General features: G+C 75.5%; 19 protein-coding genes. 9 read left to right on the top strand and 10 right to left on the bottom strand.

Annotated elements, in window-relative coordinates; genetic code table 11:
* The first annotated feature begins 54 nt into the window (after positions 1-54).
* Positions 55-1,416 carry a serine/threonine-protein kinase gene (locus MF672_RS34500; protein ID WP_247815562.1) on the top strand — a complete coding sequence of 454 codons (1,362 nt, stop codon included), beginning with the start codon at positions 55-57 and terminating at the stop codon, positions 1,414-1,416.
* 4 nt (positions 1,417-1,420) lie between these two features.
* Positions 1,421-2,479: a hypothetical protein gene (locus tag MF672_RS34495; RefSeq protein ID WP_242377436.1), complete on the top strand. Its 1,059-nt coding sequence runs from the start codon at positions 1,421-1,423 to the stop codon at positions 2,477-2,479.
* Here the strand turns inward: MF672_RS34495 and scpA are convergent.
* From scpA to MF672_RS34470, 5 genes are all read right to left on the bottom strand, one after another.
* Positions 2,457-4,610 (bottom strand): methylmalonyl-CoA mutase, encoded by a 2,154-nt coding sequence (gene scpA, locus MF672_RS34490; RefSeq protein ID WP_242377434.1) that lies wholly within the window; start codon positions 4,608-4,610, stop codon positions 2,457-2,459. The genes MF672_RS34495 and scpA overlap by 23 nt on opposite strands.
* Positions 4,607-6,319: a methylmalonyl-CoA mutase subunit beta gene (locus MF672_RS34485; RefSeq protein WP_242377431.1), complete on the bottom strand. Its 1,713-nt coding sequence runs from the start codon at positions 6,317-6,319 to the stop codon at positions 4,607-4,609. The genes scpA and MF672_RS34485 overlap by 4 nt, the downstream gene beginning before the upstream one ends.
* 57 nt (positions 6,320-6,376) lie before the next feature.
* The gene (locus MF672_RS34480; RefSeq protein WP_242377429.1) at positions 6,377-7,153 is read right to left on the bottom strand and encodes a peptidoglycan recognition protein family protein; all 777 of its coding nucleotides are present in this window, start codon (positions 7,151-7,153) and stop codon (positions 6,377-6,379) included.
* Positions 7,154-7,237: 84 nt separating this feature from the next.
* The gene (mtnA, locus tag MF672_RS34475; protein WP_242377427.1) at positions 7,238-8,176 is read right to left on the bottom strand and encodes an S-methyl-5-thioribose-1-phosphate isomerase; all 939 of its coding nucleotides are present in this window, start codon (positions 8,174-8,176) and stop codon (positions 7,238-7,240) included.
* Positions 8,177-8,208: 32 nt separating this feature from the next.
* On the bottom strand, positions 8,209-10,077 hold the full coding sequence (locus MF672_RS34470; protein ID WP_242377425.1) for a CASTOR/POLLUX-related putative ion channel: 1,869 nt from the start codon (positions 10,075-10,077) through the stop codon (positions 8,209-8,211).
* A 95-nt stretch (positions 10,078-10,172) separates the two neighbouring features.
* On the opposite strand from MF672_RS34470, the gene MF672_RS34465 reads away from it, so the two are divergent.
* Positions 10,173-11,630: a serine/threonine protein kinase gene (locus MF672_RS34465; protein ID WP_242377423.1), complete on the top strand. Its 1,458-nt coding sequence runs from the start codon at positions 10,173-10,175 to the stop codon at positions 11,628-11,630.
* A 58-nt stretch (positions 11,631-11,688) separates the two neighbouring features.
* Positions 11,689-12,798 carry a DUF5925 domain-containing protein gene (locus tag MF672_RS34460; RefSeq protein WP_242377420.1) on the top strand — a complete coding sequence of 370 codons (1,110 nt, stop codon included), beginning with the start codon at positions 11,689-11,691 and terminating at the stop codon, positions 12,796-12,798.
* A 167-nt stretch (positions 12,799-12,965) separates the two neighbouring features.
* Here the strand turns inward: MF672_RS34460 and MF672_RS34455 are convergent, their stop codons facing one another.
* Both MF672_RS34455 and MF672_RS34450 read right to left on the bottom strand, forming a co-directional pair.
* Positions 12,966-15,497 carry a DUF7824 domain-containing protein gene (locus MF672_RS34455; RefSeq protein WP_242377418.1) on the bottom strand — a complete coding sequence of 844 codons (2,532 nt, stop codon included), beginning with the start codon at positions 15,495-15,497 and terminating at the stop codon, positions 12,966-12,968.
* Positions 15,498-15,733: 236 nt separating this feature from the next.
* Positions 15,734-17,095 carry an SWIM zinc finger family protein gene (locus MF672_RS34450; protein WP_242377416.1) on the bottom strand — a complete coding sequence of 454 codons (1,362 nt, stop codon included), beginning with the start codon at positions 17,093-17,095 and terminating at the stop codon, positions 15,734-15,736.
* 101 nt (positions 17,096-17,196) lie between these two features.
* Here MF672_RS34450 and MF672_RS34445 point away from each other — a divergent pair, with 101 nt between their 5' ends.
* The 3 genes from MF672_RS34445 to MF672_RS34435 are packed head-to-tail and all read left to right on the top strand — an operon-like array spanning position 17,197 to position 21,390.
* Positions 17,197-18,246, top strand: a complete 1,050-nt coding sequence (locus MF672_RS34445) for a C39 family peptidase (protein ID WP_242377414.1) — start codon at positions 17,197-17,199, stop codon at positions 18,244-18,246.
* 4 nt (positions 18,247-18,250) lie between these two features.
* The gene (locus MF672_RS34440; RefSeq protein WP_242377412.1) at positions 18,251-20,128 is read left to right on the top strand and encodes a dipeptidyl-peptidase 5; all 1,878 of its coding nucleotides are present in this window, start codon (positions 18,251-18,253) and stop codon (positions 20,126-20,128) included.
* On the top strand, positions 20,125-21,390 hold the full coding sequence (locus MF672_RS34435) for a M20/M25/M40 family metallo-hydrolase (RefSeq protein ID WP_242377410.1): 1,266 nt from the start codon (positions 20,125-20,127) through the stop codon (positions 21,388-21,390). The genes MF672_RS34440 and MF672_RS34435 overlap by 4 nt, the downstream gene beginning before the upstream one ends.
* Here MF672_RS34435 and MF672_RS34430 read toward each other — a convergent pair.
* Positions 21,380-22,846, bottom strand: coding sequence for an FAD-dependent monooxygenase (locus tag MF672_RS34430; protein ID WP_242377408.1), 1,467 nt, complete (start codon positions 22,844-22,846; stop codon positions 21,380-21,382). The genes MF672_RS34435 and MF672_RS34430 overlap by 11 nt on opposite strands.
* 97 nt (positions 22,847-22,943) lie before the next feature.
* Here MF672_RS34430 and MF672_RS34425 point away from each other — a divergent pair, with 97 nt between their 5' ends.
* Positions 22,944-23,642 (top strand): TetR/AcrR family transcriptional regulator, encoded by a 699-nt coding sequence (locus MF672_RS34425; RefSeq protein ID WP_242377406.1) that lies wholly within the window; start codon positions 22,944-22,946, stop codon positions 23,640-23,642.
* Positions 23,639-24,235: a TIGR03086 family metal-binding protein gene (locus tag MF672_RS34420; protein ID WP_242377404.1), complete on the top strand. Its 597-nt coding sequence runs from the start codon at positions 23,639-23,641 to the stop codon at positions 24,233-24,235. The genes MF672_RS34425 and MF672_RS34420 overlap by 4 nt, the downstream gene beginning before the upstream one ends.
* Here MF672_RS34420 and MF672_RS34415 read toward each other — a convergent pair.
* Positions 24,232-24,975 (bottom strand): DUF427 domain-containing protein, encoded by a 744-nt coding sequence (locus MF672_RS34415; RefSeq protein ID WP_242377402.1) that lies wholly within the window; start codon positions 24,973-24,975, stop codon positions 24,232-24,234. The two genes, MF672_RS34420 and MF672_RS34415, sit on opposite strands and share 4 nt — an antisense overlap.
* Before the next feature lie 40 nt (positions 24,976-25,015).
* Positions 25,016-25,600 carry a hypothetical protein gene (locus tag MF672_RS34410; RefSeq protein WP_242377400.1) on the bottom strand — a complete coding sequence of 195 codons (585 nt, stop codon included), beginning with the start codon at positions 25,598-25,600 and terminating at the stop codon, positions 25,016-25,018.
* Positions 25,601-25,623: the final 23 nt, after the last annotated feature.

Here is a 25,623-nt window from a genome sequence, read left to right as displayed (position 1 = left end):
TGCCAGTAGGGTGCTGGAGTTCTCTTCTCAGCCGTCACAGGAGTCACTCCCCTCATGCCCAACGTCGAACCCCTGCGCGAGGGCGACCCGGCGGCGACGGGACCCTACCGGCTGGTCGGGCGGCTCGGCGCGGGCGGCCACGGCGTGGTCTACCTCGGCCAGGCCCGCGACGGCACCCCCGTCGCCGTCAAGCTGCTGCGCGAGGGGCCGGCCGACCGCGAGCGGCTGGTCAGGGAGCTGACGGCGGCGCGGCGGGTGCAGCCGTTCTGCCTGGCCAGGGTGCTCGACGCGGCGACCGGCGGGCGGCCGTACATCGTGAGCGAGTACGTGGACGGGCCCTCCCTCCAGGAGGCCGCGCCCGCGCCCCCGGCGGAGCTGCCGCGGCTCGCCGTCGCGGTCGCGACCGGGCTCGACGCGCTGCACCAGGCCGGGGTCGTGCACCTGGCGCTCAAGCCGGCCAACGTGCTGCTCGGGGCCGGCGGGGCGCGGGTGGTCGACTACGGGCTCGCCGGGGCGTACGGGGCGGCGGCCAGCGCCACCGGCGCCATCGCAGGGACTCCCGCGTACATGGCGCCCGAACAGCTCGCGGGGCAGGACTGCGGGGCGCCGGCCGACGTGTTCGCGTGGGCGTCGGTCGTCGGGTTCGCGGCCACCGGGACGCCGCCGTTCGGGGACGACTCGCTGCCCGCCGTCATCGAGCGCATCCTGCGGGGCGAGCCGCGGCTGGAGGGGCTGCCCGGGGGGCTGCGGGAGGTCGTGGCCGCGTGCCTGGCCAAGGATCCGGCGGCGCGGCCGGCGATGCGCGACGTGCTCCTCCGCCTCATCGGCGCCGGCCCCGCCCCATCCCCGGGCCACCCGGCCGCGGCCCCATCCCCATCCCCGGGCCACCCGGTCCCGGTCCCGGCCCCGGTCGGGCCCGTGGTTCAGGGGCACGTTCCCGCGCCGCCGCCGGACGACGACTTCGCCACCCCGGCCGCCGACCGCGATCCCGCCTTCCCCACCGCCCCGCTCCCCTACCCGGTGCCCCCGGACGCCCCGCTTCCCGGGGGTCCGCTGGCGGCGCCTCACGATCAGGGGACCGCGCCGCTCCCGGCGTTCCCCTTCGACGACCCCGTCCCCTCCCGGTCGGGAGGCCGGGTCCAGGAGCCGGGGCGCGACTGGCGCGCCGAGCCGCTGCGCCACGAGGAGCCGGGGGCCGACTGGCACGCGGAGTCGCCGCGCCACGAGGAGCCGGGGGCCGGCTGGCACGCCGAGCCGCTGCGCCACGAGGAGCCGGCGCGCCTGCCGCGCCGCGGCGACCTCGCCCCGCCGTTCGGCGGAGCGCCCGCCGGCCCGGAGCCCGCGCGCCACTCACCCGGCCCGCCCCGCCACCACGCCGAGCCCGAACGCCGCACCCGGCCCCGCCACCACACCTAGCCCCATGGCCGCGCCGAACCCAACCGCCGCGCCCGGCCTCACCGCACCCAGCCCCACCGCACCTGGCCCCACCGCAGCACCGGGCTCCTCCGCCGCGCGGGGCTCCTCCGCCGCGCCGGGGCTCGGCGCCGAGTCGGGCTTCGGGCCGTTCCACCCGCAGGACCCGGCCCAGCCGGTCCGGGCGGCTCGTCCCGCCGCGCCGGGCGCCGTCCGGACGGCGGGTCAAGGGACGACGAGCACGGCGCACCTCCACGACGCGACCCCGCAGGGCCCGGGTGCGGCCGGTGGAGCCGGGGAGGCGCGGGCCGAGGCCGGGCAGCGGTCGGCGTTCGTCGACATCCTGGTGGCGGGCGGGTCCGGGCCCGGCGCGACCGGCGGCACGGGCCCAGCGACCGGCGGCACCGGGAAGAACGGCGGCGCCGGGAAGAACGGGACGGCCCGGGGGCGGCGGGCCAGGACGGCGCTCATCGCGACCGTCTCGGGCGTGTCCGTGCTGGCCCTGGCCGCCGCGATCGTCTGGCTCACCCCCACCGACCCCGTCCCGAAGGCCGAGAACGCCGCCGCCACCGGCACCCCCGCCTCCCGGCCGACCGCCGCGAAGACCGGCCGCACCCGCACCTCCCGCCCGACCCCGCAGTCGGAGGGCACCCCGAGCGCCGTTCCCACCGGCGGCCAGGACGCGGCCGCCCGGCTGCGGATCCTGCAGCTGCGTCCCGTCGGCACCCGGGCGGGCGGCTGCTGGACCGGCGGCGGGATCACCCTCCAGGCCCTGGTGGCGCGCACCGGCGGCCCGCTGACGATCCGTTACGCGTGGCTGGTGGACGGCGCGGCCGCGGGCCCCGCCGCCACGACGCTCGTCCCCGGGAACGGCCGGCGCTACCTGACCCCGCCCGCCATCGTGGCGGACCGGCTCGCCGACGACCTCGCGACGCCCGGCCAGGAGCAGGACGGCACCGGCGACGCGACGGGCACGGGCGGCACCACGCACCGCGTGACGTTGCGCATCACGGCCCCGGTGGTCGTTCAGCGGTCCGTCACCGTCACGCTGTGTGCCGGCGCGTGAGCTGATCGAGCAGCCCGAGGGCGGCGTCCGCGATCACGGTGCCGGGCGGGAAGATCGCGGACGCGCCGGCGGCGCGCAGCTCGTCGTGGTCGCCCGGCGGGATGACGCCGCCGACCACGATCATGACGTCGCCGGCGTCGAGGTCGGCCAGCGCCCGGCGCAGCGCGGGCACGAGCGTCAGGTGCCCGGCCGCCAGAGACGAGACGCCGACGATGTGCACGTCGGCCTCGACGGCCTGCCGCGCGACCTCCTCCGGCGTCTGGAACAGCGGGCCGACGTCCACGTCGAAGCCCAGGTCGGCGAAGGCGGTGGCGATCACCTTCTGGCCCCGGTCGTGCCCGTCCTGGCCCATCTTGGCGACCAGGATGCGCGGCCGGCGTCCCTCGGCGCGCTCGAAGTCGGCGCAGGCGCGGCGGACGCGTTCGATGTTCTCGGCCGGGCCGGACTCGTCGCGGTACACCCCTGAGATGGTACGGACCTGCTCGGCGTGCCGCCCGAACACCCGCTCCAGCGCCTCGGAGATCTCCCCCACGGTGGCCTTGGCGCGGGCGGCGTCCACGGACAGCTTGAGCAGGTTGTGCTCCAGGCCCGGCTGGGGGTTCTCGGCGGCCTTGGTGAGCGCGTCGAGGGCGCGCCGCACGGCGTCGCCGTCGCGCTCGGCGCGCAGCCGCGCCAGCTTCTCGAGCTGCTGGGCGCGGACGGCGCTGTTGTCGACCTTGAGCACCTCGATGTCCTCGTCGCCGGTGGCCCGGTACTTGTTGACCCCGATGACGGGCTGCCGGCCCGAGTCGATGCGGGCCTGGGTGCGGGCGGCGGCCTCCTCGATGCGCAGCTTGGGCAGCCCGGCCTCGATGGCCCTGGCCATGCCGCCGGCCTCCTCGACCTCCTCGATGTGCGCCCAGGCGCGCTCGGCGAGGTCGTGGGTGAGCCGTTCGACGTAGTAGGAGCCGCCCCACGGGTCGATGACGCGGGTGGTGCCGGACTCCTGCTGGAGCAGGATCTGGGTGTTGCGGGCGATGCGGGCGGAGAAGTCGGTGGGCAGGGCCAGGGCCTCGTCCAGGGCGTTGGTGTGCAGCGACTGGGTGTGGCCCTGGGTGGCGGCCATGGCCTCGACGCAGGTGCGCGCGACGTTGTTGAACACGTCCTGGGCGGTGAGCGACCAGCCGGAGGTCTGGCTGTGCGTGCGCAGGCTCAGCGACTTGGGGTTCTTCGCCCCGAACCCGGACACGAGCCGCGCCCACAGCAGCCGCGCGGCCCGCAGCTTGGCGACCTCCATGAAGAAGTTCATGCCGATGCACCAGAAGAACGACAGGCGGGGCGCGAAGCGGTCCACGTCCATGCCGGCCGCGACCCCGGCCCGCAGGTACTCCACGCCGTCGGCCAGGGTGTAGGCGAGCTCCAGGTCGCAGGTGGCCCCGGCCTCCTGGATGTGGTAGCCGGAGATGCTGATGGAGTTGAACTTCGGCATCTTCTCGCTGGTGTAGGCGAAGATGTCGGAGATGATCCGCATGGACGGGGCCGGCGGGTAGATGTAGGTGTTGCGGACCATGAACTCCTTGAGGATGTCGTTCTGGATGGTCCCGGCGAGCTGCTCCGGCGCGACGCCCTGCTCCTCGGCGGCCACGATGTAGAGGGCGAGGACGGGCAGCACGGCCCCGTTCATGGTCATCGACACCGACATGCGGTCCAGCGGGATGCCGTCGAAGAGCATCCGCATGTCGTAGATGGAGTCGATGGCGACCCCGGCCATGCCGACGTCGCCGGCCACGCGCGGGTGGTCGGAGTCGTAGCCGCGGTGGGTGGCGAGGTCGAAGGCGACCGACAGGCCCTTCTGGCCGGCGGCGAGGTTGCGGCGGTAGAAGGCGTTGGAGTCCTCGGCGGTGGAGAAGCCGGCGTACTGGCGGATGGTCCACGGCTGGTTGACGTACATGGTGGGGTAGGGCCCGCGCAGGTACGGGGCCGCGCCGGGGTAGGTGCGCAGGAAGTCGAGGCCGTCGAGGTCGCGGGCGGTGTAGAGGGGTTTGACCGGGATGCCCTCGGGGGTCTCCCAGGTCTCGCCGCCGGGCTGGGGCTCCTGCCCGGTCTCCTTCGCCAGCCCGTTGAGCGGAACGCCGGAGAAGTCCGGGATCATCGGGTGACCTCCAGGTCGTCGTAGGTGGTGCGCAGGACGGCGAGCGCGTCGCAGCCGGCGTAGAGGTTGGCGTCCACGCCGTCGTAGGCGCCCTTGCCGGCCAGCCAGACCCTTCTGGCGCCGGCCCGTCTGAGCGCGGCGGCCACGGCGGCGGCGTGCTCGGCGTACAGCTTGTCGCTGGAGCACAGGCAGGCGACGCGGGCGCCGCTGACGGCGAAGGCGGTGGCGATCTGCCCGGGGTCGGCGCCCGGCCCGGCGCTCTCGGTGGCCAGGCCGCCCGCCTGGAAGAGGTTGGCGGCGAACGCGGCCCGCGCGGTGTGGGCGGCGACGGGGCCGATGGTGGCGAGGAAGACCTTGGGCCGTTCGGGCTGGGCGTCGGCGAGGTCGCGCAGCGCCTCGAACTCGGCGGCGTAGCGCGGCCCCGGCAGGCCCGCGCCCTGCCGTGCGACGGGCTTCTGCGCCAGGTCGGGGAACTCGCTGACGCCGGTGATCGGGAAGCGGCGGTGCGCGATGTCGGCGGCGCGGCGGGCGCGGGTGGCCTCGACGCGCCCGGCGATCAGCCCGGCGGCGGCGGCGGCGCCGCCGGCGGCCTCGATCTCCTGGAACCAGGCCCAGGCGCGCTCGGCGAGGTCGGCGGTGCGGCGCTCGACGTACCAGGAGCCGCCGGCCGGGTCGAGCACGCGGCCGAGGTGCGCCTCCTCCAGCAGGAGGGACTGGGTGTTGCGGGCGATGCGGCGGGAGAAGGCGTCGGGCTGCCCCAGCGCGGCGTCGAACGGCTGCACGGTGACGGCCCCGGCCCCGCCGACACCGGCGGCGAAGCAGGCGACGGTGGTGCGCAGCAGGTTCACGTACGGGTCGCGGGCGGTCATCATGGCCGAGCTGGTGACGGCGTGCTGCCGCTGGCCGCCGCGCGCGGGGGCGCCGCAGACCTCGGCGACCCTGGCCCACAGCCGCCGGGCGGCGCGGAGCTTGGCGATGGTGGCGAACTGGTCGTCGGTGGCGACGTACCGGAACTCGATTTGCCCTAGCGCTTGCTCAACTGAGAGGCCGGCCCCGGTGAGCTCCCGCAGCTCCGCGACCCCCCGCGCGATCGAGCAGCCCAGCTCCTCGGCGTCGCTGCCGCCCGCGTCGTGCCAGGTGGTGGCGTCGACCGTGACGGCCCGCAGCCCGGGGTGGTCGGCCACGCACCGCACCGCCAGCTCCGCCCCCGCCGCGCCGGAGCCGCCCAGGTTGCCGGTCGGCGAGACGCCGCGCCCGGCGGCGAGCGCGAGCAGCGCCTCGGCGGCCTCGCGGGTCCGCTCGCCCGCCTGGAGCACCACCGGCGCGAGGTCGAGGTGGACGTCCTTCAGCACGGCCGCCAGCGCGCCCGGCGGGATCGCGTCGTCGCCGACGACCAGCCAGAGCGAGGTGACGCCGTTCTCCAGGTCGGCCAGCACCGCCTCGGGGTCGGGCACGGCGTGCCGCTGCCGCACGTCCCAGCCGGTCACCGCGCGGCTGCCCCGCACGTACGGCGGCGCGCCCGGCAGCCCGGGATCGCCGGGCAGGTCGTCGAGGTCGTACAGGGGCGCGATCGTCAGCCCGTCGTAGGTGGGGGTGGACAGCGCCTCCTCCGGCGAGCCCGCCTCGATGCCGGACTTGCGCAGGACGGCCGCCGCCAGCTGCCTCCAGTCGTCCCGGGTGGCGGGCGCGAACCCCGCTGCGAGTTCCATGTTCGGATAGTAGGCGGAACCCGGTGGCGGCCATAACCCTAGGGGGCCCCGACACGGTCAGCTGAGCGGCGCCTCCCAGGTCAGCCGCCAGGTGACCGGGCCGACGACGCCGTCGGCGGTGACGCCCTGCTGCCGCTGGAAGGCCAGGCACGCCTCGCGCGAGGCGGGGCCGTAGGCGCCGTCGGCGTCGAGCGTGAAGCCACGCTTGCGCAGCTGCGTCTGCCAGGTGAGCACGTCGTCGCCGCGCATCACCGGCGGGTAGGACAGCGACCGGCCGGGGAACGGCGGCGCGGCAGGACCGGACGGGGGCGGGGCGCCGCCGCCCGAGGGCCGCGGCGCGCCCCGGCGCACCCAGGCGTACAGGGGGTCGCCGGGGCAGTCGGTGGAGTAGCCGTCGCGGTGCCCCTTGATCTCCTTGCCGGCGGCGCCGCGCGCCCGGACGTGGTCGACGGCGTCGAGGATGGCGTGCAGGATCGGGTCGGTGGGCTGCACGAGCCCGGCGTTGCCGACCAGGCCGAGCACGGCGTAGTGGCCGGCGTTGAGCCCGGGGCCGTTCGCGGCGGGCAGGTGGTGCAGCCCGCGCCCCTCGAAGACCTTGCGGTGCGGGCAGCCGACGAAGGAGTAGCCGATGTCGATCCAGCCGTTGCCGTCCATGTGGTACGCCTGGATCGAGCGCACCAGCGCCACGCACTCGTCGTGGTCGCTGACGATGCCGGGATCGACCCTGCCGCCGGTGTAGTGCACTTTGACACCTTTGGCGGAGTCGAGCTGGGTGTAGTCACCGCGCGGGGCGCGGGCGTTCCAGTCGCGCCGTAACACGAGGTCGATGGCCAAGGCGGGCTCCGAGACGGACGGTTGCCGGGGAACACTGAGCGTAACAAGGCAGGCCCCCGCAGGTCCCGGAGATCGCGGATTTGGCTACGGGCGGATCACCCGGCGCTCGGTCACGATGGCGGTGATGAGGTCGTGCGGGGTGACGTCGAAGGCGGGGTTGAGCGCGTCCGTCCCTTCCGGGGCGAGGCGCACGCCGCGCACCGCGACGATCTCCTCGGCGCCGCGGTCCTCGATCTCGATGTGCTCGCCGGTCGGGGTGTCCTGGTCGATGGTCGACTCGGGCGCGACGACGACGAACGGCACCCCGGCGCGCTCGGCGCCGAGCGCGAGGGCGTAGGAGCCGATCTTGTTGGCGGTGTCGCCGTTGGCGGCGATGCGGTCGGCGCCGATGAGCACCGCGTCCACGCCGCCCCTGGCCAGCAGGTACGGCCCCGCCGAGTCGGCGACGAGCCGGTGCGGCGCGCCCATCCTGGCCAGCTCCCACGTGGTGAGCCGGGCGCCCTGGAGCAGCGGCCGGGTCTCCAGCGCGAGCACCTCGGCCAGCCGGCCGCGCTCGTGCAGCGTCTGCACGACGCCGAGCGCGGTGCCGCGCTCGACCGCGGCCAGCCCGCCGGTGTTGCACACGGTCATGATCCGCAGCCGCTCGCCCTCCAGCAGGGCGGCGCCGCGCTCCCCCATGGCGTGGCAGGCGGCGATGTCCTCGTCGCGCAGCCGCAGCGCCTCGGCGAGCACGGCCGCGCGGCCCTCGCCGAGCCGGGCGGCGGCGCGGTCGACGCCTCTCGCCAGGTTGACCGCGGTGGGGCGGGCGGCGCGCAGCCGGGCGATCTGCTCCTGGTCGCCGCCGGCGAGCACGACGCCGAGCGCGCCCGCCACGCCGAGCGCGGGCGCGCCGCGCACGGCGAGCCGGCGGATGGCCTCGACGAGCTCGTCCACGGTGCGGACGCGGAGCATCACGCACTTGTCGGGCAGCAGCGTCTGGTCGACCAGCTCGATCGCGCCGTCCACCCAGTCGATGGTCCTCACGGGACACACGGTAGCCGGTGCCCGCCCGCCGGTCAGTGTTCGGCCAGAACGATCACCGCGTCGCCCGCGGCGAAGCTGATCGGGTCGGACTTGCCCGGGTTGAGGACGATGCCGTAGTGCGGCGGGTCGTTGCGGCCGGCCGAGCTGCGGTAGCCGATCGCGGTCTCGCCGCGCCGCCTGGCGGCTTCGATGACGGTGGAGAACGTCACCTTCGTCCCCAGTTTGACGTACTGGCCGGCGGGCCGGGGGTAGATCTCCGAGCCGCGCGAGTCGAAGAGGTAGCCGAACACCTCGGCCAGGTGACGGTTCTCGGCGAGCTGCGCGAGCAGCAGGCCGATGACCGTGTCGCTGATCACGATGTCGTCGGCCTCGGTGACCTCGGCCAGGGCGCGGTTGTTCTCGTCGTGCATCTCGCTGACGATCGAGTAGTGCTCGCCGAGCACGCTCTGCATGTCGCGGAGCTGCAGCAGCGTCATGAGCGTGCGCGTGTCGCTGTGGTGCGGGTCGAAGCGGTCGTCGGACAGGACGATGACGTGCTGGAAGACGCCGACGCCGAGCGACTCCAGCGCGACCCGGTCGGTGGTGTCGCAGTCCTTGACGTTGACGGTCAGGTTGCGCAGCCCGCTCAGCCCGGCGCCCGCGCCCGGGTGGTCGGCGGCGATCTCCAGCACCGACCCGGGCGCCACGTAGGCGTCGAGGAGGCGGACGATCTGCTCGGCCCGGCCGTTCCAGTTGAGCAGCAGCGTGCGCTCGGGCTCGGGGCCGGCCGGGGCGGCGGGCCCGACCACGGCGGACTCGTCCACGGACGGCTTGCCGGCGGCCAGGCGCACGTGGGAGTCGTCGGCGGCGATGACGATGATCTGGTCGTCCGCGCCGATCACGGTGTCGCAGGGCGGGTTGAGCACGACGCCGGACGGGCGGCGCAGTCCGATGACGGAGGCCGTCTGGTAGGCGTGCAGCGCCTCGCCGTAGGTGACGCCGACGAGCTTCTTCGGGGTGCGCATGTAGATCTCGCCGCCGTCGAAGTTCAGCAGGTCCATGCAGACCACCGACAGGCCGGACTGGCGCGAGGACTGCACGATGAGCCGGGCGGCGGTGTCGTCGGAGTCCACCAGGTGCACGTCGGGGCCGCCGGCCAGGCGGGCGGCGGCGAGGTTGCGGCTGGAGGTGAGCGCGGCCACCACCGGCGGGTGCGCGCCCTCGCGCTTGGCCAGCGCGAGCAGGATCTTGATGACGTGCGCGTCCGGGTCCTCGCCCTCGGGCGAGAGCACGACGACGCTGCGGGCGGCGGCCAGGTTCATCAGCGCGAGGTCGTGCGGCTCCGTGGGCCTGCCGGTGCGGCAGACCAGCCGGGTGCGGCCGAGGTCGCCGACGTGCTCGCGGATGTCCTCCTCCATGTCCAGCTTGTCGCGGTCGGCGAGGATGGCGATGGCCGAGTTCTTCTGGCTGGCGTGCGCCTTGACCAGCTCGCCCACGATCGTGAAGACCTGGTCGGACCAGCCGAGCACGACGGTGTGGCCGGACTCCACGATGCGCGAGCGGCCCCTGCGCAGCCGGTCGACCTTCTGCTTGAGCCCGTTGGACAGCAGGCCGACGAGCATGCTCACGATGAACAGGCCGCCGAGCGAGCCGGCGAACATCACCGTCATGTACGCGATCGAGCCCTTGTCGCTGGCCACCTTGCTCGGGGTGAGCGCGTGCATCAGGGCGATCCAGAGCACCTGGCCCCCGTGCGCCACCCCGTCCGGCTCCCCCGGCGCCAGCCACAGGGTGAGCGCGGCCACGACCACGATGAGCCCGACCGACACCACCGCCAGCCAGCCGATGAGCGAGGCGGTGCCCTTGGACATCGTGTTGTCGAACCAGTACCGCGCCCGTTCCCGGAACGTGACCTTCGACACTTCCCCGATACCTCCGTGTAAGGAGTGATTTGACCCAACGACACAAGGTACCGGGCGATCTTCCCGGATGCAGGAAGACCGGTAACGTATCCGCCATGGTGCGCCCCCTCACCCCGGACGACCCGCGAACGCTGGGCGGGTACCAGCTGGCCGGGCGGCTCGGCGAGGGCGGGCAGGGCGTGGTCTACCTGGCCCGTCCGGCGGGGGGCGGCGAGCCGGTCGCGGTCAAGCTGCTGAGCGCGGGCGACCCCGAGACGCGGGCCAGGCTCGCCCGCGAGCTCGACGCGCTGGAGAGCATCGCCTCGTTCTGCACGGCGCGGGTCCTCGACGCCTCCCCCGACGGGCCGCGGCCGTACGTGGTGAGCGAGTACGTGGACGGGCCGTCGCTGGCCGAGCGGGTGCGCGAGCGCGGCCCGCTGCGCGGCGGCGAGCTGGAACGCCTGGCCGTCGGCACCGCGACCGCCCTGGCCGCCATCCACGCGGCCGGGGTCGTGCACCGCGACTTCAAGCCGGCCAACGTGCTGCTCGGGCCGGACGGGCCGCGCGTGGTCGACTTCGGCATCGCGCGGGCCGAGGGCGCGGCGACGCTCACGTCCGGCATCATCGGCACGCCCGCCTACCTGGCGCCCGAGCAGATCGGCGGGCTGCCCGCCTCGGCCGCCTCCGACGTGTTCGCCTGGGCGGTCACCATGGTGTACGCGGGCACGGGGGTGAGCCCGTTCGGGGCCGACACCGTCCCGGCGGTGCTGCACCGGGTGCTGCACGCGGAGCCGGACCTGGCGCCGCTGCCCGAGCGGTTACGGGGGTTGCTGGCGGCGTGCCTGTCGAAGGAGCCGGGGCGGCGGCCGACGGCTCAGCAACTGATGGTCGCCCTGGTCAACCCCACCGCCCGCCCCACCGGCCCACCGGCCTCGCCGGCCCCGCGCCCGGTCCCGCGGCGTATCGCCGGCGACGGGAACACCGGCGTTCCGTCCCCGCCCGCCGACACCCGGCCCGGCAGCCCCAGGCCCAGGTCACGGGGGGTGCTCATGGGCGCGGTCGCCGTGGCGGCGGTCCTCGCCGCCTCCGCCGGCACCGCCGCCGTCCTGCTGAACCGCCCGCCCGGCGACCGGATGGGAACCATGCGGTCCCCGACGCCCGCCCCGTCCGCCACCGCCATCGCCACCGCCATCGCCACCGCCACCGCCGTCGAAACCCCGAAGAGCGCGGGGGCGCTGAAGATCCCCGCCTCGTTCGCGGGCGACTGGGCGGGTCACACCACCAGCACCAACCCGATGGACGGCGACGGCGCCGACAACCGGGTCCGCCTGAAGGCGGGCGAGTCCACCGCCGAATGGCGGGAGGACAACAACGACACCGAGTGCAAGGGCGTCATCACCCTCACCAAGGTCGAAAGCTCCCGGCTCACCTTCTCCCTGGGCGCGAACGAGGGCGGCTGCATCGCCGGCACCATCTGGCTCGACCTGCGCTCCGACGGCACGCTCGGCTACACCTGGCGCGACGACCCGGGCCTGAACCTCGTCACCCAGACGGGTTCGCTCAGCAAGAACTAACCAGATCGGCAGGCAAAAACCTTCGACATCCGGGCCGCCGGACCAGATCATGGAAGTTATGTCTGTGATTAAGGAGGTGCCGTTCCCCAGCCCGGACTCCTCGGAGCTTCCGATGAACATCTGGATCGACGACGCCGACTCCGCCATCGACGTGATCGACGCCCTGGCGCTGTCGCCGTTCGCGACGGGCGCGCAGCCGTGGTCCCGGCTGGCCAACCTGGAGCGCGTGCGTCCCGACGCCCCGCTCGCCCCGCCCGGCGGCCGGGTGCTGCGCACGGCCCGCGTCGAGGACGGCTCGGAGTCGCGGCTCATCTGCGGCGACGGCTGGACGCTGCGCGTGGTCCGCCACCGCAACCGCACCGCCACGGTCAGCGTCACGGCGGTCAACGAGGAGCTGGCCAAGTCCGTGCTGCACGAGAGCATCGAGGGCGCGGAGGAGGCCGTGCCCGAGGCCGACCACGTCGACATGGGCTTCTGGTGGCGGGGCACGCACGGCGGCACCCGTTCGGAGAAGCCGATCACCGCGCAGGCGTGGCCGGAGATCAGCCAGAACTACTCCGGCAAGGTCCGTCCCGCCCTCGACCGGCTGATGGCGATCACCCCGGCGGACGTCAACGGCCGCCTGATCCTGCTGCACGGCCAGCCCGGCACCGGCAAGACCACGCTGCTGCGCACGCTGGCCAAGCAGTGGCGGGAGTGGTGCCAGGTCGACTGCGTCCTCGACCCCGAGCGCCTGTTCAACGAGCCCGGCTACCTGATGGAGGTGGCCGTCGGCTACGACACCGACGAGGAGACGCAGCGGTGGCGGCTGCTGGTCCTGGAGGACTGCGACGAGCTGATCAGCTCCGGCGCGAAGGCGCAGGCGGGCCAGGGCCTGTCGCGGCTGCTCAACCTGACCGACGGCCTGCTCGGCCAGGGCCGCGACGTGCTGGTGGCCATCACCACCAACGAGGACCTGGCCCGGCTCCACCCGGCCGTCGTCCGCCCGGGCCGCTGCCTGACCCAGCTCGAGGTGGGCCCGCTGAGCAGGGACGAGGCCGTCGCCTGGCTCGGCAAGCCCGACGGCGTGGGGCCGTCGGGGGCGACCCTCGCGGAGCTGTACGCGCTGCGCGCCGGCCGCGAGTTCACCCCCGCCCAGGGCGACGAGTCCACCGGCCTGTACCTCTGACGCCCCCGACCCCGTGACCCCCCACGCAGGCCGTCACGGGCGCGCCGGCCTGCGTGGGGGGTCACCGAGCCGCCGACGACCGATCTGCCCGGCGACGCGGCCCGGCAGCGCGGCCCGGAATCCTGCTCGCTCCCGGGGTGCCCGTGAGCGCCGCCGCCCGCCGCCGCTCAGGTGAGGTACGTGTGCAGCCGCCGCGCCTCACGCACGAAGTTGTTCGACGCCCGCCGCGCGGCGATCTCCGCGACGCACGGCACCGCGCCGCGTGCCCCGGCCCACCGCGCCGCGCGCAGGGCGAACGTCAGCGCCTGCGTGTGCCGGGCGGTCGCCCGCTCCTCCGGCCCGGGCAGGAAGGCGTCCAGGAACCCGGTCACGACCTGCCACACCTCCCGGTGCGCCCCGAGCGCCGCCGCGGCCTCCAGCGTCTCCAGCACCGGGCCGGGCTTGAACCACGGCCCGCGTGACAACAGGCCGAGCTGCCGGCCGAGCCGCGCCCCGTCCAGCTCGCCGCGGGCCGCCAGCTCCACCACCGGCGCCGCCCGCCGCTCCGCGCCGCCCGCCGTCCGGTCCGCGACGACGTGGGCCAGGACGAGGGCGACGCCGTCACCGGGCGGCCCCCCGGCCACCGCGAGCGCGATCGCCTGCCGCGGCCCGACATGCTCGCGCCCGGGGCGGCGCAGCAGGTAGGGCGCGAAGTGCCGGGCGACGACCTCCCGGTCTGACGGCATCAGGTAGGGCCACCACGACAGGGACCCGCCGTGATCGCCCGGCGAGTCACCGCGGTCGCCCGGCGGGTCACCGTGGTCGCCTCTTGGGTCGCCGTGGTCGCCCGGCGGGTCGCCGCGGTCGCCTCTTGGGTCGCCGTGGTCGCCCGGCGGGTCGCCGCGGTCCACGGCCTGCCCGCCCTCCGCCGGGCCCGCCGGCCCCACCGGTCCTGCCGGTGGGGCCGCGTACAGGTCGTCGATCAGCGCCAGGCCGGTGGCCCGCGCTCGGACGCGGAGGCGGCCCGGCCAGGTGGTGGCCGGCTCGGGGCGGCCGCCGTCCATCCAGCGGGCCGCCGCCCGTCCCGCCTCCGAGGTGAGGGCGCGGGCCCGCGTCACCACCTCCGGCGGGACGGCGCGGGGCAACCGGAGCAGCGCCTGCTGCAGGTCGGCGGGCAGCGCCCGGACGCCCGCCCGCTGGTAGCCCGCCAGCCGGGCGACCAGCTCGGCCGGGTCGAGGTGCCCGGTCGGCTCCGTGGGCTCGGCCAGCAGGTACGGCGGCGACGTGCCGTCACGCAGCGCGTCGTGGACCTCGGCCCAGCGCCGCAGCAGGAGCCTGTGCGGCGCCGGTCCCGCCTCGCCGTGGGGCGTCCGTTCCGGGCGCGAGGTGAGCAGCCCGACGATCCGCCGCACCCACTCCCCCACGCCCCGCACGCCCCCGCCGACCCGCACCCCACCGCCGCCGCGCACCCCACCGGGGACGCGCACCCCACCGGGGACGCGCACCCCACCGGGGACGCGCACCCCGCCGGGGACGCGCAGGCCGGTGGCAGCGCGCAGACCGGAGGCGGCAGGCGGGCCGGCCGAGACAGGCGCGTCGGCGGAGGCACGTAGGTCCGCTGAGGCACGCGGGTCGCCGGAGGCACGTAGGTCGGTTGAGGCACGCGGGTCCGCCGAGGCAGGCAGACCGGAGGCGGCAGGCAGACCGGGGGCGGCAGGCGGGTCCGCCGAGGCAGGGGCAGCGGGGGCGCGCAGGCCGGGGGTCGCCGTGGCGTGGCCGGACAGGGCCGCGGCCAGCGCGCCGGGGTCCTCGGCGTGGAGCCGGACGACGCCGGCCAGCCACCGCTCCGCGGCCTGCCAGTCGTCCCCGCGCGGCGGATGGGCGAGGTCGGCGGGCGTGCGCGGCCTGGGCGGCAGCGGCCGGAGCCGCCGTGGGGCGGGCAGCGGAACGAGCGCGAGGTCGCCGCCGGCAGGGGGCGTCTCGCCGCCGAACGCGGCCGCCAGGGTCTCCGCGAGGTCCTGCGGCAGGGCGCCTAGCCCGGCGCGCACGGCCTCAGCGCCCGCCGGGCCGAACCGCTTCGCGTACTTGATCGCCAGCCGTACCGCGCGCCCTTGCACGTCACCGGACGGGCAGCCGAACGCCGCCGCCAGCCCGGGCGCGAACGCGTCCAGGCTGCCGCCGCGGTCGCCGGGCGGGTGGGTGCGGGCGAGTTCGTCGAGCCAGGCGAGCCCGGCCGCCACCAGCTTGCGTTCCGGCCGGGACAGCAGGGCCCGCACCGCGTCCGTCACGTCGCGCGCGTCGAGCCCGGTGAGCCGGCGCAGGTGGCGCAAGGCCAGGCCGGCGACGGGGCTGGAGCCGGAGCCGGTGCGGAGCAGGCGCAGGTAGTCGCCGGCGCGCTCGCGCACCTCGTCGGGGGTGGGCTCCAGCGACTCGTGCAGGCGGACGAAGAAGCGCAGACCGGCGTCGTGGCCGCCGTGCAGGAAGCGGCGGACGCAGCCGTCGAGCAGCAGGTCGCGGCCGATCCTGCCCTCGGCCGCGAGCGTCGTGAGCGCGGTGAGCCAGGCGCCGAGGGCGGCCCGGCCGGCGCGCGGCGGTCCGCCGGCGCGCCCCGCGCCGGGCTCAAACAGCCGCCGGACGAGGTGGTCGAGCCGGGGATCAGCGCGCAGCCGGGCGGCGTCGGGCGGCTCGCCGGCCCACTGGTCCGCGAGCGGATGGGGCAACTCGCTGGCCCACCCGTCCGCGAGCGGATGAAGCGGCTCGACGGCCCCTCCGTTTATGGACGGATGAGGCGGCTCGACGGCCTGCCCGTCCGCGAGCGGATGAAGCGGCTCGACGGCCCCTCCACTAATGGACGGATGAGGCGGCTCGCCGGCCTGCCCGTCGGTGAGTGGATGGGAGGGCTCGCCGGACCGCTCGCTCTCAGGCGGATCGTGTTCCGGCGGGGAGTGGGTGGGCGTCATGGGGCCGCTGTGCCCTGTCGGGCCGCGCCCTCGGGCTCGGCCGAGGAGGGGCGGGCGGCGATGCGGGCGGCGAGGACGTGCTTGCACGGGCCGCGCGACCCCCGGTGGTCGTACCACCAGGGGCAGGTGCACTCCCCGGACGCGATGCGCACCCGGCGCATCCCGCCGTCGGTGGTGACCTCGGCCGTGTCGCCCGCGAGGCGGACCGCGCCCGACGCCACGAGCCGGCGGGCGGCGGTGAGGCGGGGGTTGAGCTGGGCGACCTGGTCGCGGTCGTAGGGCAGCTCGCGGTGGAAGTGGGCGGCCTCGTGCAGGTCGTAGCCGACGCGGCCGGCGGTGCCGAGCTGGGTGAGCGCGGCGCGGACGCGTTCGACCGGCAGGCCGGCGCGGTCGGCGAGCAGGCCGAGCTCGACCGTCGGCTCGAAGTTGAGCAACATCCCGACCACGTCGGCGTCGGCGGCGGCCTCGTCGGTGGCCAGGTCGGACAGGACCGCGCCCTCGCCGGAGAAGCCGCGCCACGGCTCGGGCGAGACGGCCAGGGTGTAGCGCATGCCGGGCAGCTCCAGCTCCCACGCGCCGGCCGCCGAGGAGCCGTCGGCGGGCCCGTACACGCGCAGCTTCTTCGCGAAGCGCAGCAGCGGCAGCAGGGTGGCGACCCGGCCGGTGCCGGACAGGCCGACGCCGCCGCGCGCCGGCCCGGAGGACAGCCGCAGGTCGCGGCCGGCGGGGACGGCCCAGACGGTGGTCCTGGCGCCGCGCGGCAGCGAGCGCAGGAAGCGCACCGCCTGCGGCCCCGCCAGCTCGGCCCGCAGGTCGAACCCGGCCGCGATCACCTGCACCTCGGCGAACCCGCGCAGCCACCGCTCGGGCAGCGGCACCTTCTTCTCCACCACGGCCCCGTCGAGGGTGGTGACGGTCAGCTCGTCGGGGCCGACGCCGAGGTGCAGCGGGTCGCGCCCGCCGACCCTGGCCAGGGACTCGCGCAGCGGGCCGTTGACGTCGACGTTGGTGGTGCCCCGGTCGAGGACGTCGCCGTCGAGCTCCAGGACGTCGAGCCGGGCGTAGACGCCGCCGCAGGCGGAGAACGACTCGAACCTGAGCCGGTCTCCGTCGCAGGTCACCACCGGGTCGCGGGTCCAGCCGGGACGGGGCTGGTGGTAGCGGGTGAGCGCGACGTCGGCGACGGCCAGCAGCCCGGCGGCGGCCGGGGCGGCGTGCGTGAGCAGGCCGCTGAAGAAGCGGGGGTGCGCCTGCGGGCCGGACAGCGCCGTGCCGCCCGAGGTCGACAGGCCGAGCCTGCCGTCGGCGGTCAGGGTGGAGGGGCCCGCGTAGGAGTAGGCCTGGACGGCTTGGGTCATGCCCCGAACCATAGAGATGATCACCGACACAATCGGGGGCCGCCGGAGGGAGGCAGCGGTACGTAAAACGTCCGATGTGCGACAACGGGTCCGAAAGCACAATGTGCCTGGTGCTCACCGTCGATCTCGCCCGCGTCTCCTTCGCCCGCTTCGCCGTGCCCCCGGCCGCGGGCGAGGTGTGGGACGGCGACGAGCGCGAGATCGGCTTCCCCGCCACCCAGCTCGTGCCCTCGTGGACCGCGCGCACCCCGCCGGGCGCGTGGCTCGAGGTCGCGCTCCGGGCCAGGGTCGCCTCAGGGGCCCTAACCAAGTGGTACGTGATGGGGCGCTGGTCCGAGCACGGCGGCCCCCGCACGTCGGTGCCCGGCCAGGGGGACGAGCACGGCGACGTGGCGGTGGACACGTTCGTGGCGCGCAGCCCGGTGACCGCCTACCAGGTGCGCGTCATCCGGCACGGCCCGGCGCGGGTGACCGGGCTCGGCGTGATGGCCTCGGCCGTGCCGCGCCGCCCGGTCGCGCCGAGCGCGCCGCTCGCCGCCGAGCCGGTGGAGCTGGCGGTGCCGCGCCTGTGGCAGCACGCCCACGCCGGCCACCACCCGCGTTTCGACGGCGGCGGCGCCAACTGGTGCGGCCCGGCCTCGACGGCCATGGTGCTCGGCTTCTGGGGCCGCGGCCCCGGCCCGGAGGAGCTGGCGTGGGTGGGCGCGGACGACCCGGCCCCCGTCGTGGACCACGCCGCCATGGGCGCCTACGACGAGAGCTACCAGGGCACCGGCAACTGGCCGTTCAACGTGGCCTACGCGGGCCGGTACGGGCTGGCGGGCTTCGTGACGCGGCTGCGGTCGGCGGCGGAGCTGGAGTCGTTCGTCCGGGCGGGCGTCCCGGTGATCACGTCGCAGTCGTTCCGCGCGCACGAGCTGCCCGCCGCCGGTTACTCCACGAACGGCCACATCCACGTCGTGGTCGGCTTCACGGCCGGCGGCGACGTGGTGGTGCACGACCCCGCAGTGCCGGGCGGCGAGGTTCGGCGGGTGCATCCGCGGGCAGCGTTCGAGAACGTGTGGCTGCGGGGCTCGGGCAGCGGCGGCATCGCGTACGTCCTGCATCCGCCCGGTCATCCCCTTCCTCCGAGCATGTATGGCAATTGGTGAGCTGATGAGCATTCGACCGATCGACGTGGCCCGTACCGACGGCGGCCCCCAGTGGGTGGAGGCGGTGGCCACGCCCGCCGGCGTCGAGGTGTGGTGGGACGAGCCGCGCCCGCACGAGGGCGGCCGCCGGTGCGTGGTGCGCCGGCTGCCGGACGGGACGCGTACGGACGCGCTGCCGCCCGGCTGGAACGCCCGCAACCGGGTGGTCGAGTACGGCGGCCGCTCCTGGCGCCCGCTGCCGGACGACGGGAACGGCGGCGGCCTGGTCTTCACCAACTGGTCCGACCAGCGCCTCTACCGGCGCGACGGCGACGCCGAGCCGGTGCCGCTCACGCCGCCCGGCCCGGCCCGCTACGCCGACCTGTACCTGCCGCCGGGCCGCGCCGAGGTGTGGGCGGTGCGCGAGGTCGAGGACGCGCGCGACCTGGTGGCGGTGCCGCTGGCGGGCGGCGAGGTCCGGGTGCTGGCGGCGGCCCAGCGTTTCCTGATGAACCCGCGCCTGTCGCCCGACGGCCGGCACCTGGCCTGGATCGGCTGGGACCACCCCAGCATGCCCTGGGACGGCACCGAGCTGTGCGTGGCGCCGCTGCGCGAGGACGGCACGGCCGGCCCGCACCGCGTCGTGGCCGGCGGCCCCGAGGAGTCGGTGGCCCAGGCCGAGTGGCGCGACAACGCGAGCCTGTACGCGGTGACCGACCCGGGCGGCTGGTGGAACATCCACCTCGTCCCCCTGGACGGCTCCCCCGCGACGAACCTGACGCCGGTGGAGCTGGAGTTCGGCGCGGCCGCCTGGAAGCCGGGCCTCACGTTCTTCGCGGTCGCGGCGGACGGCCGGCTCGCCGCCGTGTACGGCACCGCCGACCGCCGGCGGCTCGGCGTGCTGGACCCGGCCACCGGCGCGCTGCGCGAGCTGGGCGGCGCGGACGTGACGCACTGGGCCTCGACGATCTCGGTGGCGGACGGCAAGGCCGCCGCGGTGCGGGCGACGCCGTACACGCCGCTGGAGGTCGTGCTGCTCGACCTGGACGGCGGCGCGGCCGAGGCGGTCTCGGCGCCCAAGCCGCTGCCCGACCGCGCGCTGCTGCCCACGCCGGAGGCGGTGACGATCGAGGGCGTGCACGCGCACCTCTACCCGCCGTCAGGCGCGCCGGCCGGCCCGGCCCCGTACGTGATCTTCGTGCACGGCGGGCCCACCGGCCACATGCCGATCGTGCTGGACCTGGAGATCGCCTACTTCACCAGCCGCGGCATCGGCGTGGCGGTCGTCAACTACGGCGGCTCGACCGGCTACGGCCGCGCCTACCGGGAGCGGCTGCGCCACCAGTGGGGCGTGGTGGACGTGCAGGACTGCGCCAAGGTGGCGCGCGGCCTGGTCGAGCTGGGCCGCGCCGACGCCGCCCGGCTGGCGATCAGGGGCGGCAGCGCGGGCGGCTGGACGACGGTCGCCGCGCTGGTGCACAGCGACGTGTTCGCGGGCGGCGTCGCCCACTACGCGATCACCGACCCGGAGAGCTGGGCGGCCGAGACGCACGACTTCGAGTCCCGCTACCTCGACGGCCTGGTGGGGCCGCTGCCGGAGACCCGGCAGCGTTACGCCGAGCGTTCGCCGCTGCTCAACGCCTACCGCGCGTCGGGCCCGTGCCTGATGATGCACGGCCTGGAGGACGCCATCGTGGACGTGAGCCAGGCCGAGCGTTTCACCGCCGAACTGGACAGGCACGGCAAAGAGTGGGCCCTGCTGACCTTCCCCGGCGAGCAGCACGGCTGGCGCAGGGAGGAGACTATCGTCGCGGTGCTGGAGGCCGAGCTGGCCTTCTACGGGCTGATCTTCGACCTGGAGACGCCCGAGGTGCCGCCGCTGACACTGAAGGGAAGAGCGTGAAGAGCGTCGCCGAGATCTGCTCGGATCTGATCAGGTTCGACACCACCAACCCCGGTTCGGGCGAGCGCCCGGCGGCCGAGTACGCGGCCACGCTGCTGGCCGACGCCGGTGTGGAGCCGGTCGTGTTCGAGTCGGCGCCGAAGCGGACCACGGTCGTGGCGAGGATCGCCGGCGACTCGCCGGACGCGCTGCTCATCCACGGCCACCTGGACGTGGTGCCCGCCGACCCGGCGGAGTGGCGGATGCACCCGTTCTCCGGCGAGATCGTGGACGAGTGCGTGTACGGCCGCGGCGCGGTCGACATGAAGGGCTCGTGCGCGATGACCCTGGCGGCGGTGCTGGAGCTGGCGGCGCGCGGCGCGCGTCCCAAGCGGGACCTGGTGCTGGCGTTCCTCGCCGACGAGGAGGCGACCGGCGACTACGGCTCGCGGCACGCGGTGAGCGAGCACCGCGAGCTGTTCGACGGCGTCAGCGAGGCGATCAGCGAGTCCGGCGGCTTCAGCGTGGCCTCCGGCGGGCACCGGGTGTACCCGATCGCGGTGGGCGAGCGCGGCACCGCCTGGATGAAGCTGACCGCGCACGGCGTGGCCGGGCACGGCTCGCGCCCGCCGGTGGACAACCCGGTGGCCACGCTGGTGCACGCGCTGTCGCGGGTGGCCTCGCACCGCTGGCCGGTGCGGCTCACGCCGTCGGTCGCGGCGCTGCTGAGGAGCCTGTCGGAGATCACCGGGCAGCCGGTCGACCTGGACCGCCTGGACGAGGAGGCGGCCCGGCTCGGGCCGCTCGGCAGCCTGTTCAAGAGCCAGATCCGCAACTCCGCCAACCCGACCATGCTGGACGCCGGCTACAAGGTCAACGTCGTCCCCTCGACGGCGGAGGCCCACGTGGACGGGCGTTACCTGCCGGGGCTGCGGGAGGAGTTCCTGGAGACGATCGACGAGCTGCTCGGGCCGAAGATCACCCGCGAGTTCGTCAACCTGGAGGACGCGCCGGACGCGCCGTACCCGTCGCCGTTCTTCGACGAGCTGGCCGGGGCGCTGACGGCCGAGGACCCGCTCGCCCGGCCGGTGCCGTACGTGATGGCGGGCGGCACCGACGCCAAGTCGTTCGCCAGGATCGGCATCAAGGGCTACGGCTTCGCGCCGCTCATGCTCCGGCCCGACCTCGACTACTTCGGCATGTTCCACGGCAAGGACGAGCGGGTGCCGGTGGAGGGCCTGGAGTTCGGCGTGCGCGTCCTGACCCGGCTGCTCACCGGCTGACCGAGGCCGGGCCGAACCAGGCGGTGAGCGCGGCGGCGAGCCCGTCGCGCTCCCCCGTCCAGGCGAGGTAGCCGTCCGGCCGCACCAGCCGCAGGGCGTCGCCGGGCGCCACGCGCACCCGGTCGCGGTGGCCGGACGCCGCGCCGGCGTCGTTCCCGGCGTCGTTCCCGGGGTCGCACTCGGGGTCGAGCAGCAGGCCGCGCCCGTCGTGCAGCAGGCGGGCCAGGTCCCCGTAGGCGTGGAAGCCGCCGCCGTGCGCGGTCTCGGTGCCGTCGGCCATCGCGCCGAAGAACGCCGCCGCCTCCGGCAGCCGCAGCACCTCCGCCATCACCTCGCGCAGCGCGTCCACCTGCGCTCCCGGGCGCATGAGCGCCACCTGGGCCCGGGTGTTGCGCAGCACCCGCGCGGCGACCGGGTGGCGCTCGGCGGTGTAGGTGTCGAGCAGCGTCCCGGGCGCGCGGCCCCGGGCCACCAGGCCCAGCTTCCAGCCGAGGTTGAGCGCGTCCTGCAGCCCCAGGTTGAGGCCCTGACCGCCGATCGGCGAGTGCACGTGCGCGGCGTCCCCCGCCAGCAGGATCCGGCCCTCGCGGTACGAGGCCGCGTGGCGGGTGTTGTCGCTGTAGCGGATGCCGGCCGCCACGCTCGTGACCCGCACCTCCAGCCCGGTGACGCGGCGCAGGCTGCCCTCCAGCTCGGCGGCGGTCATCGGGCCGTCCCGGTCGTCGGGGCCGCCGTCGTACTCGATGGTGGCGATCTCGCCCGGCACCAGCGACAGGTTGACCAGCCCGCCCGGCCCCCGCAGCGACGAGGTGAGCGCGCCTGGGTCGGCCAGCTCGGCCAGGGCGGTGCGGCCGGTCATGGTCGGCGGGGTGCCCTCGAAGGCGAAGCCCGCCCGCTTGCGGACGCGGCTGCGGCCGCCGTCGCAGCCCGCCAGCCAGGGCGCGCGCAGCGTGCCGCCGCCGGCGAGCACGGCGGTGACGCCCTCGGCGTCCTGGGCGACGTCGGCGACCGGGCACGCGTGCCGGACCCGCACGCCCAGCTCGGCGGCCCGGCCGGCGAGCACGGCCTCCAGCCGGTGCTGCTTGAGCATGAGGTACTCGGCGCCGCCGCTCTCGTCGAGCAGCGGCAGCGCGGCGAAGTGCCCGCGCAGCAGGCCCTTGCCCAGCAGCTCGGTCATGAGGGCGACGACGTCGGCGCCCTCCCCCGACGGGGGGCGCTGCCCGGCGAGGGCGTCGAGCAGGGCCTGCTGCTCGCGTTCCAGGGGCTCGACGAGGCCGCGCAGGGCGAGCGACTGGAGGGTGCGCGCGTTGAGCGAGCGCAGCCCGAGGCTGCGGGTGAGCCGTTCCTCCGCTCCTGCCGCCTCCAGCACCAGGGGGTCGGCGCCGGCCAGCTTGAGCTCGCAGGCCAGCAGCAGCCCCACCGGGCCGCCGCCGACGACGAGGACGTCCGCGTCCATGATCCGTCTCCTCTACTTACAGCGTATGCTTACGTCGTAAGTAGAGCACATACACCGTAAGCTCTGTCAACACGAGGCAACGGGAAGGAGTGCGCGGATGCCCAGGCGCGAGCCGCTGAACAGGGAGAAGGTCCTGGACGCGGCCCTGGCGCTGGCCGACGCCGAAGGTCTGGACGGGCTGTCGATGCGGCGGCTGGCCAAGACCCTCGGCGTGGAGGCCATGTCGCTCTACAACCACGTCGCCGGCAAGGCCGACCTCCTCGAGGGCCTGGTCGAACGGGTCTTCGCCGAGGTGGATCCGCCCGACCCCGGGCTGCCGTGGCACGAGCAGGTGCGCGCGCTGGCGCTGAGCATGCACCAGGCGTTCAGCCGCCATCCGGTGGTGCCGCTCGCGCTGGTCACCGACCAGGTCAACCCGACCTCGCTACGGGCGATCCGGCCGCTGGACACGCTGGTCGGCGCGCTGTACGGGGCGGGCTTCGACGACGTGGGCGCCTGGCGGGCGCTGAACGCGGTCAACGGCGTCGTGTTCGGCACGCTGCTGCTGTCCACCGGCGGGTTCACCGGCGACCCCGGCATGCACGCGGGGAGCCGCCAGGTGGACGCCTACGTCCGCGAGCTGGACGCGGAGGCGCTGCCGCACTTCAGCCGGCTGCTGCGCGGCACGCGGCGGGGGGTGGACCTGGAGGCGGATTTCCGGCAGGCTCTCGATGTCGTGATCACCGGCCTGATGGAGTGGAATAAAGCATTCCGTTCTGCTAGAGTGGAGTCACCACGAAAGGGGGCTCACCCATGAGCAGCAACACCACCAGCGGCTGGGACGTTCTCGACGAGGCCCACGCGGCGCTCCGCGCGGCGGTCGCCGCCGTGCCCGACGGCGGCTGGAGCCTGCCGACGCCGTGCGCCGGGTGGAGCGTCACCCACGTCCTGCAGCACGCCGCCGGTGACCAGATCGGCTTCGCCGCCGCCCTCACCGGCGAGCCCGGCCCCGACTTCGACCCCTTCTCCCCCTCCGGCGACCTCGACGGCGACCCGCGGGCGTTCCTGGAGGCCGCGCTGACCCGCTCGGCCGCCGCCTGGGCCGCCGTCGACCGCGACGCCGCCGAGGTCGCCACCCCGGTGCCGCCGCACAAGATGGCGCCCTGGTCCGGCATGGCGGCGTGCGCCCTCGACGCCGGCGTGCACGCCTGGGACATCGCGATGGCGGCCGGCGCGCCCTCGCCGCTCACCCCCGAGCTGGCCCGGCCGCTGATGACGGTGGCCCGCGAGATCGTCGAGCCGTTGCGCGCCTGGGGCGCCTACGCCGCCGCCCTGGCCCCCGAGCAGGGCGACGACGACGCGGCCGCGCTGCTGCGCTACCTCGGCCGCGACCCGCGCTGGACGCGTTAGGAGAACTTGGTCCTCGGCCGCTCCTGCAGCTCGCCGTCTACGTAGATGTCGAGCTTCTCGTTGTAGAACGCGATCAGCCCGGCGATCCGCTCGCTCTCCGGCAGCGGCGTCCGGTACGACCAGGCCAGGTCCTTCTCACCGTTGACGGACCAGTACTCGGCCGTCCCCTTGTACGGGCAGCGGGTGACGGTGTCGGTGTGCTCCAGCAGGTCGAGCCGGACGTCGGTCTTCGGCAGGTAGTAGCGGGCGGGCAGCCCGGTCTCGAACAGGATGCGCGCGCCGCGCGAGTCCGCCACGGTCACGCCGTCCACCTCCACCCGCACGTGCCGCGAGCTGGGCAGGATGTCCACCCGCGTGTACGGGTCGCGCGGGTGGACGTAGACCTCCTCGTCCTCCTCGAACCAGGCGTCCATCGCGTCCCACTCGAAGCGCACGTGCCCGCGGATCTCCTCCAGCGGCGAGTCCGGGTAGACCAGCGCCGCGTCCCTGGCCTCGGCCGTGCCGCTCGTGACGGTGTGCACGACGCCCTCGCCCCGCGACGGCGAGTGCCTGGTCCCGCCGGTCGCCTTCAGCGCGGACCCGTCCACGTCGGTCAGGGGGAAGTAGTAGGTGGGGTAGTAGGGGACCTCCCACACCAGGAGGGCGGAGGTGGTGTCGGCCACCGCCCGGCCGCCCAGGTAGGTGCGCACGCGCTTGGCCGTGCGCTCGACACGCACCCGGCCGCGGGTTCCAGCTTCCATGAACGCGGCAACCCCGCCGCGTACCCGGCTATTCCGGGCACTACATCCCGAACGCGGCCAGGGTCGCCCACGTCGTCAGCGCCCCCGCCGCCGCGCCCGCGACGACCTGCGGCCACGTGTGGTGCGCCAGCCGCACCCGCGCCCAGCACACCAGCGCCACGACCGCCGCCCCGGCGAGCGACGTCGGCACCGGCGGCAGCACGTACGCCAGCACCACCACCGTGCCCGCCGACACGGCCGCGTGGAAGGAGATCTTCCACCGCAACGTGATCGGCACGGTCACCGCCAGCGCCACCAGCATCGCCGTCACCGTGGCCACCAGCAGCAGCGGCGCGCCCAGCAGCACGAGCAGCAGCAGCGCCGCCAGCACGGCCACGATCGCCGCCGTGAGCGGCCCGGCACGCCGGGCCCGGTCCACGATGTGGTGGGAGTCCAGCCGCCCCGACCGCACCCCGGCCGCGATGACCGCCGCCGGGATCCCGCCGCACAGCGCCGACGCCACCAGGCCCCACGCGGCACCGCCCCAGCCCTGCGCGATGAGGCCGACGACGGGCGGCATGAGGATCACCAGCACCTGGGGCGCCAGCAGGTCCGTCACGCGTTTCGCCAGGGAGTCGGCCGTCATGTCAGGAAAGATTACGCGATCAT

The sequence above is a fragment of the Actinomadura luzonensis genome, from assembly GCF_022664455.2.
Lineage (GTDB): Bacteria > Actinomycetota > Actinomycetes > Streptosporangiales > Streptosporangiaceae > Nonomuraea > Nonomuraea luzonensis.
This window is presented reverse-complemented; position numbering and strand designations above follow the sequence as displayed.